This is a genomic window from Paenibacillus sp. TY11 (assembly GCF_059772165.1).
In genome coordinates this window covers 76,437-89,753 of the sequence record NZ_JCBAIQ010000001.1, presented here as the reverse complement: position 1 = coordinate 89,753, position 13,317 = coordinate 76,437, and the positions used below count along the sequence as shown (strand labels likewise).

The window sequence follows — 13,317 nt, the reverse complement described above, 5'->3', positions numbered from 1 at the left end:
GCTGGAACCTAGCTTTTCGATAGAGCTGTAAACGTGGAGGCAGTTCAAGAGAACATCTTGAACTGCCTCTTTTTGCTGCCTGAATAGATAATAGCAGTTAATAATGGTATTCATAAATAGAAGTATGGTAAATTTACTAAAAAAAAGATATACTTTTGTTGCACTAACGCAGTACATGAAAGACAAGGAGTGTACCGATGAAGAAGCCGACGATTGAAGATGTTGCCCAGAAGGCAGGAGTGTCTAAAAGCACTGTCTCGCAATTTCTGAACAAACGATATAAATATATGAGCGACCAGACCAGAGACCGGATTGCCGAGGTTATTCAAGAGCTGAATTATCAGCCTAACGGGCTGGCCCGCAGCTTGAAGCAAAACCGGACGTTTATGGTGGGTGTTATTGTAGCCAACATTGATTATACGCTGTCGATCCAGTCTATCCGTGCGATTGAAGAGGAATTGCAGCGTTTTGGCATTCAGGTGATCATTTGTAACGCCGACGAAAACCCGGATAAAGAGAGCCAGTATATTGAGATGCTCAAGGCTCGGCAGGTGGATGGCTTGATCATCTTCCCGACAGGCAAGCATGCGGATATTTACAACCAGCTCATTCGTGAAAAGTATCCGTTGGTGTTTTTGGATCGTTTGGTAGACGGTGTAAATACGCGCAGCTTACTGCTGGATAACGAAATGGCGATTAAGCTGGCGATTCAGGAACTGGTGGCTCATAAGCATGAACGGATTGCGCTGATTACCTTGCCTCTTGGCTTGAATCGGATTACTCCACGAGTGGAGCGGCTCAGCGGATACAAAAAGGCGCTGGAGGAGCATGGCTTGCCCTTTAGGGAAGAGTACATGCGCAGTGTACCGAAGGAAGATGTCCAGCAGACGCTGGAAGAGCTATTTCAGCTACCAGAACCACCAACTGCGCTGTTGGCCGGGAATGATATCGTGCTGGCAGAGGCGCTGAAATATGTGAATGCCCGCCGTATACGCATCCCGGTAGAGCTGTCCATTATCGGGATTGACGATGCGGAGTTTGCCCATATTTACAATCCGCCGATTACGACAATTACGCAACCGATTGCGGATATGGGGAAGCAGGCGGCAAAAACGCTGCTGTCCAGCATTGAGGAGGGCGGCGAATCGGTTCCGATTATTTACCGATTTGTGCCGGAATTAAATCGGGGAGAATCAGTCAAAACGTTGTAGATGAGCATCCAAGTATTCAGTATAAAATAGCCCGCATTCCTTTCTGCGACCTGAGCATGCAAATGCTGCTCAGGCCACGCAAAAGTGAATACGGGCTATTGGAGTTAAGGCCGATCTCTGATTCGGCCTTCTTGAGCTTGCGGAACTAGCGATGAAGGTACGCGGGGAATGAACTCAGCCTAGTTCGTGCTTGCACTGAGCAAAAAAGACTCCAGCTCGGCTCGTGTCGGATAGCCGTCCATATCTCCGGCTGACATGACAGCCAGTGCGCCAAGGGCATTACCGCGTTTAACTGCTTCTGCCAAGGGCAAGCCCTCCAGCAGTGCGCTGATAACACCCGCGGCAAAGCCGTCACCCGCGCCGACGGTATCCACGACATGATCTACGCGGAAGCGTTTGACATATCCCTCTGTATCTGCGGATTTATAATATGCGCCTTCGGTTCCCAGCTTGATGATGACCAGCGAGGTACCACGGTCAAGGTAGAACGAAGCAATATCCTCAGGCGAAGTGTAGCCTGTCAATATTTTACCTTCATGAATGCCTGGCAGAAGCCAGTCGCAACCCAGAGAAGCTTCGTTAATCGCTTCGACCATCGTCTGCGTGTCAGGCCATAACTTGGGTCTGAGGTTTGGATCGAAGGACACCGTTTTGCCTGCCTTCTTCATAAACTCCCGTGCATGTCGTGCGAAGTCACGGCACTCAGGGGAGAGGGCGACAGAAATGCCTGTAAAATGCAGATGGCGAGCCCGGGAAAAATACGCCTCGTTAAAATCAGCGATGCTTAATGTGGAAGCGGCGGAATGTTTGCGGAAATATTCGACCTCGGGATCCCCGCTTGTAACTTTTGATTTAATCAGCATCCCGGTAGAGTGATCTTTGGTAAACATGACGTTCTGAGTGTCGATCCCTTCCTGACGTAGCGCACCGGCAATGAACTTGCCGAACGTATCCTCGCCGAGTTTGGTCACGAGTCCCGCCCGTAGTCCCAAACGCGCCAAACCGGCTGAAACATTCGTCTCTGCCCCGGCCAACGCTTTGGTGAATGAACGCACCTCATCCAGAGAGCCTGGTTCATTGGCATAAAACATGGCCATCGGTTCTCCGAAGGTAACAGCATCCAATGTTGCGGTCATTTGAATTCCTCCTTATGTTTAGTAAACTAAATCTGTAAGCGTATGCACCAACTGAATAAATTGAAATTATCACATAAATCGGTTTTTCACAATGATGAAGTTGATATATTTGCTAAAAAGTTTTTGGGTAATATAGATAAAAAAATACGATTTTGTTTATCAGAAGGTAAAAAGTGTGTAAAAGTTCGTGAATATTAAGGGTTTTTCAAGGAATAGTGAAGTTATGGGTTGACACCCTCTTAGATAATTATTACAATTCTAGCTAAGAAGTAGAGTTAGAAACCGCTTTTATAACAATTCCGTTGATAAAAAAGTTTATCTAAACAGGAGGAATGTTTTTATGGAAATGCGTTATTCAACTCATCCCGAACATGCCAAGCATTTTACGACTGAAGAGTTGCGTCAGCACTATCTGATCCAGGAACTGTTTGTACCTGAGGAAGTCAAGCTGGTCTATACGCATGAAGATCGTGTCATTATCGGGGGCATTTATCCCGTGAATAAATCTGTTGCGCTGGAAGGTAACGATCAAATCAAAGCAGAAACCTTTCTGGAGCGCCGCGAGCTGGGTATCTTTAATGTCGGCGGCAGCGGTACTGTAAAGGTAGACGGTGTATCCTACGAGCTGGCCACAAAAGACTGTCTCTACGTAGGTAAAGGTGGCAAGGAGTTGATCTTTGAAAGCGATTCCAGTGAAAAGCCTGCAAAATTTTATATCGTTTCGGCATTGGCTCATACCACGTATCCAACGACGAAGCAGTCTTTTGCCGATGTGCCGTCTGAAAGTCTGGGTTCGCAGGAAACAGCCAATAATCGCACGTTGCGCCGCTTTATCCATGATGAAGGCATTCAAAGTTGCCAATTGGTTATGGGTATGACGACGTTGGAAAACGGCAGTGTATGGAACTCCATGCCTACACATGTTCATGACCGTCGTATGGAAGTGTATTTCTATTTTGAACTGGATGAGAACGCCAGAATGTTCCACCTGATGGGTGAGCCGAACGAAACGCGCCATCTGGTGATGAAGAATGATGAAGCAGTTATTTCTCCACCTTGGTCTATCCACTGCGGTGCGGCTACGGGCAGCTATACCTTCATTTGGGGCATGGCCGGTGAAAATAAAACATACAAAGACATGGATCAGGTAGCCATGAGCGAGTTGCGTTAATCCGGTCATTGTATCGGAGCGTAGACATGCAAATAGCTAAAGGTACATGGCCATCCCATTCGTGGAAAGGATCAGGAACATGACGAAAAAGAAAGTTTTGGAACATATCACTTCAGTTGGTGTTGTCGCAGTCATTCGGGGAAACACGGCGGAGGAAGCGTATCAAATGTCCAAAGCCTGTATTGAAGGTGGTTTGGATAATATTGAGCTTACGTTTACCACGCCGAATGCGGATCAGGTCATTCGTAGATTGAAAGACGAATTTAAAGATCGGGCAGTTATTGGTGCAGGAACCGTACTGGAGTCACTGACGGCGAGAATTGCTATTCTGGCTGGAGCAGAGTTTGTCGTGAGTCCTTCTTTTGAAGAAGAAACAGCGAAGCTATGCAATTTGTACGCGATTCCTTATATGCCCGGCTGTATGACGCTGAATGAGATCAAGGAAGCCATGAAATTGGGCAGCGATGTCGTGAAGCTATTCCCGGGTAGTGCAATGGGGGCGGATTTTGTTAAGGCAGTTAGAGGTCCAATGCCTCATGTGCAGATTATGCCAACCGGTGGCGTTGATCTGGATAATATGGAAACCTGGCTACGTAACGGATGTGTCGCTGTGGGAATTGGAGGCAATTTGACGGCTCCGGCCAAGGAAGGGCGCTACGATTTGATCACAGAAAACGCAGCACGTTATGTAACTAAATATAAGGAAATTCGTGCAGCGTTGTAGGCTTCAGAAAATATAGGTTTTACACTAATTTGTGATGGAGGCGTAGGCATGGGTCTGGACAATTTTTCATTGGATTTTTTCAGTCTAAAAGGTAAAACGGCGATTGTAACAGGAGGCAACAGTGGTTTGGGTCAAGGATATTCCGTAGCTTTGGCCAAAGCGGGTGCAGATCTGTTCATCGTAGCTAACAATGATGATTATGAAGAAACAAGACGTCTGCTGGAACCGACGGGTGTGAAGGTTGCCTTTTATCAGGCTGATCTGACGGAGAAAGAATCCATTAAAAAGATTGTAGAAGAAAGTGTCAAGGAATTCGGTAAAATTGATATTCTCGTGAACAATGCGGGTACGATTCGTCGCGCTCCTCTGCTGGAGTATAAAGATGAGGATTGGGACGCTGTCATGGAAATCAACTTGAATGCCGTATATCATCTGAGCCAGGAAGTAGCAAAGGTGATGGTAGAGCAAAAAAGCGGGAAGATTATCAATGTCGCTTCTATGCTTGCTTTTCAGGGTGGCAAGTTCGTTCCGCCGTATACAGCGAGCAAGCATGCGGTAGCTGGTTTGACCAAGGCATTTGCGAATGAGCTGGCGGTTCATAACGTTCAGATTAATGCGATTGCGCCTGGTTATATTGCTACAGCAAACACGGCTCCAATCCGTGCGGATGAAAGTCGCAATCAAGAAATCTTGTCGCGTATTCCTGCTGGTCGTTGGGGCGATCCGTCTGATCTGATGGGGGTTGTTGTTTTCCTCGCCAGTCAGGGTTCCGATTACATGAACGGTCATATCTTGGCGGTGGATGGCGGCTGGCTGGTACGTTAAGCAGTGCTGGTCACATCTAAGTCATGAACCGAAAGCTGCCTCAAAAGGAAACCATCCTTTCAGGCAGCTTTTATTTGTTCGATGAAGTTGTACGCTGAACTTGAAGGTTTGGAACGCTGTGTCGATCCGTCCTATGCATATGACATGAATGCCTTTATAATTTAATGAGATAAAAATTGCTTAGGCTCCAGCCGTACACTTGGTTGGAGCCTTTGAGCATAAAAACAGATAGATTGGAGAATGGAGAGATGAGTTCACAGCAACACCAACGAGCTTTGGTATACAAATCTTTGTGGCATGCCGGTCCTTGGGTGCTTGCCGCAGGGATTATTCTGGTAGGTGCCAATCTGCGCGCTTCGATTACTTCGGTAGGACCTCTTATCGGCTTGATTAAGGATTCTTTGCATATTTCGAATACACTGAGTGGCCTATTAACGACATTACCGCTGCTTGCTTTTGCGCTGTTGTCGCCTTTTGTAGCCAAACTGTCGCGTCGCTTCGGGTCGCCCCTTATTATTTTTGCAGCATTGCTTCTATTAACCGCAGGTATTGTGGTGCGATCAACGTTGGGGGTGACTGCATTATTTGCCGGGACAGCCATGCTGGGACTGGCTATTGCCGTGTGTAATGTTTTGCTGCCCAGCTTGATCAAAGAGGAGTTTCCCCGCAACAGCGGGCTCATGACCGGTGTATATTCAGTATCCATGAATGTGGTCGCTGCAACAGCATCCGGTCTGAGTATACCGCTGGCTCTGAACGGAGGTATGGGCTGGCGCGGTGCTTTGGGAATATGGGGGATTGTCGGTGTCGTAGGTATTTTACTCTGGGTGCCCCAGCTCCTTAAGGCGCGCAAAACGGCCAATAAAGCGGCAGTGTCTGCCCGAACCGTGAATGTGTATAAATCGTCTTTGGCTTGGAAGGTAACGCTGTTTATGGGGCTGCAATCTGCCCTGTTTTATGTTCCTGCCGCCTGGTTTCCCGAAATGATGAGCGGACAAGGAATGGATTCAGAGACTGCGGGATGGATGCTGTCCGTGATGCAGTTTGCGCAAATGCCATTTACTTTTATTGTGCCTATTTGGGCAGCGCGGGTGAAGGATCAGCGGCTATTGGTTCTGATTATGGCTGCGCTGTATTTCATCGGTCTGGGCGGATTTCTGCTCGGGGCTACACAGTGGAGTGTGATTTGGGTCATTTGTATCGGTATAGCGGGTGGTTTTGCTTTCCCGTTGGTGATGATGTTCTTTAATTTGCGGACGCGGACACCCCAGCAGGCAGCAGAGCTGTCTGGGATGGCGCAATCCTTTGGTTATTTGCTAGCAGCGACAGGGCCGACGCTGTTCGGTTATTTGCATGATGCGACACAAGGCTGGACGATTCCGCTGCTTCTACTCTTGGGCCTGAGTGTTCTGCTTATGTTTACAGGGCTGGGTGCAGCCAAGAAACGATATGTCGGAGGCGAGGTGGATGATCAGGCTGCAATTTGATGCAGACGGTTACAGTGTAATCTGTAATGCAGATCGTGTTATGTTGTTGGCTAAAGAGTTTGCGCTGTTACGCTTTCTATACGATAACCGGAATCAGGTGTTCACACGGGAACAACTGCTGGATCGTGTGTGGCCGCTGGAGTATCCGGTGGAGCGTACGGTGGATGATCATATCTACAGATTGCGCAAAAAACTTAAGACATGGAATGTGCTCCGTATTCATACGGTCAGAGGGTATGGCTACAGCTTGACCTTGACTGGCATGCAGCCACAGAATCATCCATCCTTGCACGATCAGGAAGTGCAGGTCGCCGTTCATGGACTTTTCCGAAAATACCACCTGCTGGGGCAGGGCGATTCCATCGAAGCGCTGGCTGCTCAGCAGGAGCAGATGGGTTTTCAAATGTCTGCCTATTATCAAATGTATACCCGTTTTGTACAGACGGATGTGCCTTGGTTTTTAAAGCGAGAGGATTTTGCACCCGCAGACCGATTGTATTGGATGCTGCTGCTATATACAGGCACAGCAGGAGTAACAGATCAGGGGCTTGCCCTATGTGAGCGTGCGCTTTCCAGTAGGTTGCTGTCCAGTGATCAGGAGCGGGAATTACGCATTCTCAACATCCTGGAGGCTTATGTGGAGAATGGACAACCTGAATGCGCGGAGGAAGGTCTGCCGCTGGCTTTTGCAATAATGGAACGGGATAGCCTTGATAAATTCGTGATGCCTGTTGCACTGATGGAGATGTACATGCATCTGGTTGCCAACGATATGGAAAAGGCTGCGGCACTGTCTGATCGCCTGGAAGGAATGCTGTCGGAGGCTCCATATTTGCGCGAACTGGGGCGTTATCGCATATTGCGGGGATTTATGCTTTTGCGTAATGGAGATGTGGACAACGCCGAGCGGCTCATGGATGAGGGGCTGGTTACCCTTGATATGGCTAAACAGGAGTTGCTAAAAATCAAAGCGGTCAGTCAAATTTGCGGTTTCTTGAAGCTTTGCGGCTCCTATCCCACGCTGGAAGAGAAATATGCGGCTCAATATGATCGACTTGACCGGGACAACAGTTTAACACTGCATCGTTCGGCGCTAAGGCGCTGGTTGGAGCAAACACTTTCTGCGATCTAATATTTTTAGCTGTCTGATTTTCCTCTGATATAGGCCCGGTAGAATGTTCTTATTGCTAAAGAAGCAGAAAATGAGGGCAGGGTGAGTAGAAATGAAGGAAAAGAAAGAATTGCAATCCACGCCTAGCATTTGGCGCAATGGCCGTTTTCGGCGGATGTTTGCGGCGCACACGGCTGCTTCCTTTGGCGATTGGTTTGATGCTATCGCCATTCAGGTGCTTGTTGCCTACCGCTGGGAAGCCGACCCTATGCTGATTGCGCTGATTCCGGTAGTGATGGCGCTACCGGGTCTGCTGCTGGGTTCCATCGCGGGCACGTTAGCCGACCGGGTACACAAAGCCCGGCTAATGATCGGCTGCGATGCAGCTATCGCCTTATTGACGCTGGCGATTCTCGCCGTCCCGGGCCCGGCGTGGCTGTTGCCTTTGCTCGGTTTGCGCGCGGCAGCTGGCGTATTCCAAATGCCGTCACAGCAAGGCTTGACCCGCACTGTAGTCGCCAGCGGTGACCTGTTTCGGGCGACCTCGCTGAATGGTCTGGTCAATCAGGCCTCCAAAGTGGCGGGGCCATTACTGGGCGCCATGACCTTGACTGTATTGTCCCCCCAGGCATGCATTATTCTGAATGCATTGCTGCGTCTCTGTTCCGGCCTGCTGCTGTGGCCGCTGCGCGGAATCGGTCCGGCGCTGGTCAGCACAGATCAGCAAGGAAAGCTCGAATCGCATACAGCGCCCGACGCTGATGAAGCAAAGATACGGGAGGAGCATGTCCGCGCATCCCGTTTTTTCATCCAATGGCGTGAGGGTTGGGCGTTCCTCTGGCGCAGTCGAATGCTTTTGCATACGCTCATATTCGGGCTTTTCGGCTTGATCGCCATTCTCATGATTGACTACCAGTTCCCTACACTGCTGCGAGTGCTCGCTCCGGGTAACGAATCGCTGCTTGGCTGGCTGGTTTCATCGATAGGGGCTGGCGCCGTCGGATGCATGCTTGTGCTTAATCGCTTAAATTGCATAAGCGCAGGCTGGGGGCTCGGTGGAGGTTATGTGCTGGTTGGCGGAGCTATTGCCGCTTTAGGCTGGGCGCAACCGGGGACAGGATTACCCGTACTGCTTATAATCGGAGCCATGCTAGGTGTGGGCAACGGCCTGTACATCATCACCCAGAATTACATATTACAAGCCAAAACCCCTGCTGATATGGTGGGGCGCGTCTTCGGTATCCAAAGTACCGTGATTGGAGCGATCATGGTCGTTTCGCCGCTTGCCGGGGGGTTATTGATCCGAATAGCAGGGGCAGGGACTGCTTTTGTCTGGATCGGGATGACTGTTGGAGTCCTGGGTTTGGCGGGACTACTGCTTCAATCCGTGATTTGGCGTGAGTCCCTCGCTGATCCTAACCTTTCTACGGAACAAAATGTCGACTTTGCGCAATAGTTTGTTTCGATTTTCGTAATTTATATTTTTAGCATAGGAGGAATCATGATGACTCAAAATTCTTCGCCCACAACGTCTGTGGCACGATTACTTGAAGGATCACGAGTGTACTTGCGGCCCATTCAGGTGGAGGACACTGAACTGTACTATAATACATTGTTCGATCAGGATGTACGGAGGCTGACAGGGACACAGCGCAGCTTTACCAAAGATCAAATCGCCCGTTATATTGAAGCTAAAGGGCAGGATAACTCAAGCTTGCTGCTTCTAATTGCACTTCGGGAAGATGATCGTATCATCGGGGATATTGCCCTGCAGGATATGGACAGCCTGAACCGCAGCGCCAATATCCGTATTGCCATTAATGAGCATGGAAATCAGGGGAAAGGCTACGGCACCGAGGCGCTTGTACTAATGCTGGGTTACGGGTTCGGTATTTGTAACCTTCATCGGATTGAGCTGAATGTATATGATTTTAATGAACGGGCCATCCGCTGCTATGAAAAAATAGGTTTTCAACGCGAAGGTGTGCAACGGGATGCTTTATTCTACAATCACCAATACCATGATTCGATTTTGATGAGTATGCTGCATCATGAATACTGCGACCGGTATGTGGAAAAGGCAGAGAGTTAAATCAACACATTTACAACTTTTGTAAACCATAGAATCAGTAAAAGATACAGTATAAATTCTTTAAGCCAAGTAGAGAAGTAAGAGGCTGGCACTGACAAGTCATACTAAAAGACCCTTCGGATTCATATTTCCATGCAGCATGGGAAAGTGAACGAAGGGTCCTTTTTATGTTTAAATATTCGGCTAAGGTGCAGGAATTAAGACTCGGATACGACAGTGAAACGTTGGTTCAGATGTTGTGGTTTTTCGATTTCATCCACTACGGCAACGGCATAATCTTCATAGCTGACATAGCTTGCACCTTTGGAATTAACCAACAGTGTGTCTTTTCCCACTTGGTAAGAGCCTGTACGTTTACCCAGAGCAAATTCAGCGGAAGGGCTAATGAAAGTCCAGTTCAGATCGCTGGTACCGCGCAGAATTTCCAGGTTTTTTCCTTGATTATTAGCTGTTGGATATACGAAATCAGGGAAGTTAGGAGTATCTTTTACCAAAAGTGTGTGGGATTCGTCAGTGAACAAGCTGCCTGCACCACCTACGACAATTAGGCGAGTACCGGATACATTGCGCAGGGCTTCAATCAGTACGTTACCTGCATCTACATGCAGATGCTCTTGCCCGAGTGGAGCGGCGAAAGCATTAACGACTACGTCAAAACCTTTCAGATCATCTGTTTTCAGATCAAAAACGTCTTTTTGTACTACGGTAACACGACTTTCCGTTACTTTAGCCGGGTCACGGACGATGGCGGTTACTTCATGCCCTCTGTCTAATGCTTCTTTTACGATATTACTTCCTGCTTTACCGGCTGCACCAATAACTGCAATTTTCATAATAGATTGCCTCCTATAAATATGATTTAAATGATTCATAAGTTTGATCGTAAGTTCATCCTGTTCATTCACGAACGCGGATATGTAACTATTATAGTTACAAAATAAAATGGAAGTCAAGCTCTTATGTTGGGCAAACTCAAGTCCTCCGATTGGAAAGAGAGAAACTCGTTTAAATATATAAGGTGAAACTGAATGAGCAAACATAAGTCATATTGGATACATGTAGATCACAGATAAGAAAGGAAGAGTGAACCGATATGAGTAAAAAAGTACAGCTTGAGCCGGCAGCGCAAAAATTTGCAGACGATAATGCCAAGCCTCCGTTTTTGTATGATTTGGGCCCTGAAAAAGGACGTGAAACGGTCAATGAGGTTCAATCTGGTCCAGCAGACAAACCTGCCGCAGACTTAGAGGATCTGTCTATTCCAGGTGGCCCTGGCGGCGAGGTGAAGGTCAGAATTGTTCGTCCACAACAGGTGACAAGCGATCTCCCGGTCATTGTATATATCCACGGAGCAGGCTGGGTATTCGGTAATGCCCATACCCATGACCGTCTGATTCGTGAATTGGCCGTGGGCACACAGGCAGCAGTTGTATTCCCGGAATACAGCTTGTCACCTGAAGCCAAATATCCGACAGCGATTGAGGAAATCTACGCGGTCGTTCAGTGGGTGGCACAGCATGGGCGTGAGCATGGGCTGAAGCCCGATACGCTGACGATAGCCGGAGACAGTGTCGGCGGTAACATGACCGCGGCCGTAACTCTGCTGGCAAAAGAACGCAGTGGCCCTTCCATCCGGCAGCAGTTGTTATTCTATCCGGTGACAGACGCTTCTTTTGACACGGAATCATACCAGGAGTTCGCCACAGGATATTTCCTGAGCCGCGAAGGGATGCAATGGTTTTGGGATCAATATACGACTGATCCCAACGAACGAGCACAGATCACGGCTTCCCCGTTACGTGCCACCACAGAACAGCTCAAAGGGCTACCGCGTGCGTTGGTCATTACAGGCGAGGCCGATGTGTTGCGCGATGAAGGCGAGGCCTATGCGGACAAGCTGCGTGAAGCTGGGGTAGATGTGACCGCTGCACGCTTTCAAGGCATCATACACGACTTCGTGATGCTGAATCCATTGTCGGAAACCGCGGCCAAGCGTGGTGCGATCACGCTGGCTACCTCTTGGCTGCGCCAAGGTTTTGAGGGCTAGTACACTATAGAGCTTATCAAGGGCGCCGTTGTGTGATCTGATCCGTTTCTTTGAAGGACTAGGCTGTCTTCTTTCTGCTGATATCTATGGCAGGGAAGGCAGCCTTTATACATATCTGAAATGAAACCGCTTCACGTTCGTCGAACAGAGTGATAATATAAAATTTGAACGAGTTTGACCGACGTTCAGCCTAAGGGGGATATCCATGCCATTTCAGGGACAACGCATTTTACCTGCAGCTAAACATATGAAGCAGCTGGAGGATATTTTGAACAGTTCTTATGAGTATGCGGTTTTTCTGGATACGCATGTAGCGCAGCTGCGCAACCTGTACCAGATGGCAAGGAGTCGCAACAAGCAGATGCTTCTGCATGCCGACCTGGTGCAAGGCTTGAAGAATGATGAGTATGCGGCTGAATATTTGTGTCAGGAAATTAAGCCGTTTGGGATTATATCGACCCGATCCGGGGTGATTGCAACCGCTAAAAAGAAGGGAATTCTTGCTGTACAGCGGGTGTTCCTGCTCGATACGATTGCGCTGGAAAAAAGCTACGCACTGGTGGAAAAAACGCGACCCGATTATATTGAGGTGCTGCCCGGTGTTGTTCCGCCGATGATTAAGGAGGTCAGCGAACGCACAGGCATTCCTATTTTGGCGGGAGGACTTATTCGCACCCCTGGGGATGTGGAAGCGGCGTTGGCAGCGGGAGCTACAGCAGTTACGACCTCCAATAAACAACTGTTCGAGCATTATAAGCAATAGCTTTTATTTTAATCATTTTGCATAAACGCAAAAGGCGGCGCGTGTAACCTCGACGGAGGGTGTATATTTTGTCCCGGCCTTTGTAGGTCTCGGCAGCCCGTATTGGGACAGTGACGTGCGTGGCGCGACATTTGGCCTGACGCGGGGAACGTCCAAGGAACATTTTATCCGAACGGTACTGGAATCGCTGGCTTACCAGACCAAAGATGTGCTAACCGCCATGGCGAGCGATTCGAGTGTACCTGTGCGTTCATTGCGTGTAGATGGAGGCGCAGTGATGAACGAGTTCCTGATGCAGTTCCAAAGCGATATCCTCGATCTGCCTGTGGAGCGCCCTGCTGTGAACGAGACAACGGCACTCGGCGCGGCGTATTTGGCAGGGCTGGCAGTCGGCTTCTGGAGCAGTCTGGATGAAGTCTGGGGATATGCTCAGAGTGATCGAACCTTTACTCCGTCCATGAGTGAAGACGTGCGGACTGAACTATATGGTGGCTGGAAAAAGGCAGTTCATGCCGCGATGGGGTTCAAGTAGAGACGGATTTACGATAGAAGGTAATCATCTGGCAGCAGGCAGATTCCCCTTTTCATAGCGTACAGTGTGTGCTACGATATAGATAAGTTAATACTCGTCAGGAGACTTGGAGAGACCATGAACCGCTCGGCATGCGCCGTAGCGATGTTCGTGGTCTTTTTTTGTATCTTTTGATGATTCGGTTGGCATATTGCATAACAGAATGTACAAAGATGGAG

General features: G+C 48.7%; 12 protein-coding genes and 1 pseudogene. 11 read left to right on the top strand and 2 right to left on the bottom strand.

All coding sequences use genetic code 11. The features are described 5' to 3' along the window. Positions 1–197: 197 nt before the first annotated feature. The gene (locus AC6EJC_RS00440; RefSeq protein WP_444952235.1) at positions 198–1,211 is read left to right on the top strand and encodes a LacI family DNA-binding transcriptional regulator; all 1,014 of its coding nucleotides are present in this window, start codon (positions 198–200) and stop codon (positions 1,209–1,211) included. Between the two features lie 179 nt (positions 1,212–1,390). On the opposite strand, the gene AC6EJC_RS00435 is transcribed toward AC6EJC_RS00440, so the two are convergent. After that, positions 1,391–2,347, bottom strand: coding sequence for a sugar kinase (locus AC6EJC_RS00435; protein ID WP_444952234.1), 957 nt, complete (start codon positions 2,345–2,347; stop codon positions 1,391–1,393). A gap of 340 nt (positions 2,348–2,687) precedes the next feature. Between AC6EJC_RS00435 and kduI the strand changes: the two genes are divergently transcribed. The 7 genes from kduI to AC6EJC_RS00400 all read left to right on the top strand — a co-directional run bounded on the left by kduI (position 2,688) and on the right by AC6EJC_RS00400 (position 9,757). After that, positions 2,688–3,518: a 5-dehydro-4-deoxy-D-glucuronate isomerase gene (gene kduI / locus AC6EJC_RS00430; protein ID WP_444952233.1), complete on the top strand. Its 831-nt coding sequence runs from the start codon at positions 2,688–2,690 to the stop codon at positions 3,516–3,518. Positions 3,519–3,597: 79 nt separating this feature from the next. Next, positions 3,598–4,242, top strand: a complete 645-nt coding sequence (locus AC6EJC_RS00425; RefSeq protein ID WP_444952232.1) for a bifunctional 2-keto-4-hydroxyglutarate aldolase/2-keto-3-deoxy-6-phosphogluconate aldolase — start codon at positions 3,598–3,600, stop codon at positions 4,240–4,242. A 48-nt stretch (positions 4,243–4,290) separates the two neighbouring features. Then, a complete protein-coding gene (kduD, locus tag AC6EJC_RS00420) occupies positions 4,291–5,067 on the top strand; it encodes a 2-dehydro-3-deoxy-D-gluconate 5-dehydrogenase KduD (protein ID WP_444952231.1) in 777 nt (258 codons plus the stop codon). Between the two features lie 248 nt (positions 5,068–5,315). Continuing rightward, on the top strand, positions 5,316–6,554 hold the full coding sequence (locus tag AC6EJC_RS00415; RefSeq protein WP_444952230.1) for a CynX/NimT family MFS transporter: 1,239 nt from the start codon (positions 5,316–5,318) through the stop codon (positions 6,552–6,554). Beyond that, the gene (locus AC6EJC_RS00410; RefSeq protein ID WP_444952229.1) at positions 6,535–7,686 is read left to right on the top strand and encodes a winged helix-turn-helix domain-containing protein; all 1,152 of its coding nucleotides are present in this window, start codon (positions 6,535–6,537) and stop codon (positions 7,684–7,686) included. The genes AC6EJC_RS00415 and AC6EJC_RS00410 overlap by 20 nt, the downstream gene beginning before the upstream one ends. Positions 7,687–7,777: 91 nt before the next feature. Continuing rightward, complete coding sequence (locus tag AC6EJC_RS00405) at positions 7,778–9,121, top strand: MFS transporter (RefSeq protein WP_444952228.1); 1,344 nt, start codon at positions 7,778–7,780, stop codon at positions 9,119–9,121. 48 nt (positions 9,122–9,169) lie between these two features. Beyond that, positions 9,170–9,757, top strand: a complete 588-nt coding sequence (locus tag AC6EJC_RS00400) for a GNAT family N-acetyltransferase (RefSeq protein ID WP_444952507.1) — start codon at positions 9,170–9,172, stop codon at positions 9,755–9,757. 197 nt (positions 9,758–9,954) lie between these two features. On the opposite strand, the gene AC6EJC_RS00395 is transcribed toward AC6EJC_RS00400, so the two are convergent. After that, the gene (locus AC6EJC_RS00395) at positions 9,955–10,590 is read right to left on the bottom strand and encodes an NAD(P)-dependent oxidoreductase (protein ID WP_444952227.1); all 636 of its coding nucleotides are present in this window, start codon (positions 10,588–10,590) and stop codon (positions 9,955–9,957) included. Positions 10,591–10,850: 260 nt separating this feature from the next. On the opposite strand from AC6EJC_RS00395, the gene AC6EJC_RS00390 reads away from it, so the two are divergent. From AC6EJC_RS00390 to AC6EJC_RS00380, 3 genes and pseudogenes are all read left to right on the top strand, one after another. Next, on the top strand, positions 10,851–11,804 hold the full coding sequence (locus tag AC6EJC_RS00390; RefSeq protein WP_444952226.1) for an alpha/beta hydrolase: 954 nt from the start codon (positions 10,851–10,853) through the stop codon (positions 11,802–11,804). A 205-nt stretch (positions 11,805–12,009) separates the two neighbouring features. Next, positions 12,010–12,567 (top strand): glycerol-3-phosphate responsive antiterminator, encoded by a 558-nt coding sequence (locus tag AC6EJC_RS00385; RefSeq protein WP_444952225.1) that lies wholly within the window; start codon positions 12,010–12,012, stop codon positions 12,565–12,567. A gap of 34 nt (positions 12,568–12,601) precedes the next feature. Then, a pseudogene (locus AC6EJC_RS00380) lies at positions 12,602–13,099 on the top strand (FGGY-family carbohydrate kinase); the annotation flags it as partial. Between the last annotated feature and the right edge of the window lie 218 nt (positions 13,100–13,317).

Coding starts and splice junctions, on each gene's coding strand:
- kduD (WP_444952231.1), top strand. CDS start 4,291: ATGGGTCTGGACAATTTTTCATTGGATTTTTTCAGTCTAAAAGGTAAA.
- AC6EJC_RS00410 (WP_444952229.1), top strand. CDS start 6,535: ATGATCAGGCTGCAATTTGATGCAGACGGTTACAGTGTAATCTGTAAT.
- AC6EJC_RS00415 (WP_444952230.1), top strand. CDS start 5,316: ATGAGTTCACAGCAACACCAACGAGCTTTGGTATACAAATCTTTGTGG.
- AC6EJC_RS00400 (WP_444952507.1), top strand. CDS start 9,170: ATGACTCAAAATTCTTCGCCCACAACGTCTGTGGCACGATTACTTGAA.
- AC6EJC_RS00395 (WP_444952227.1), bottom strand. CDS start 10,590: ATGAAAATTGCAGTTATTGGTGCAGCCGGTAAAGCAGGAAGTAATATC.
- kduI (WP_444952233.1), top strand. CDS start 2,688: ATGGAAATGCGTTATTCAACTCATCCCGAACATGCCAAGCATTTTACG.
- AC6EJC_RS00425 (WP_444952232.1), top strand. CDS start 3,598: ATGACGAAAAAGAAAGTTTTGGAACATATCACTTCAGTTGGTGTTGTC.
- AC6EJC_RS00390 (WP_444952226.1), top strand. CDS start 10,851: ATGAGTAAAAAAGTACAGCTTGAGCCGGCAGCGCAAAAATTTGCAGAC.
- AC6EJC_RS00385 (WP_444952225.1), top strand. CDS start 12,010: ATGCCATTTCAGGGACAACGCATTTTACCTGCAGCTAAACATATGAAG.
- AC6EJC_RS00440 (WP_444952235.1), top strand. CDS start 198: ATGAAGAAGCCGACGATTGAAGATGTTGCCCAGAAGGCAGGAGTGTCT.
- AC6EJC_RS00405 (WP_444952228.1), top strand. CDS start 7,778: ATGAAGGAAAAGAAAGAATTGCAATCCACGCCTAGCATTTGGCGCAAT.
- AC6EJC_RS00435 (WP_444952234.1), bottom strand. CDS start 2,347: ATGACCGCAACATTGGATGCTGTTACCTTCGGAGAACCGATGGCCATG.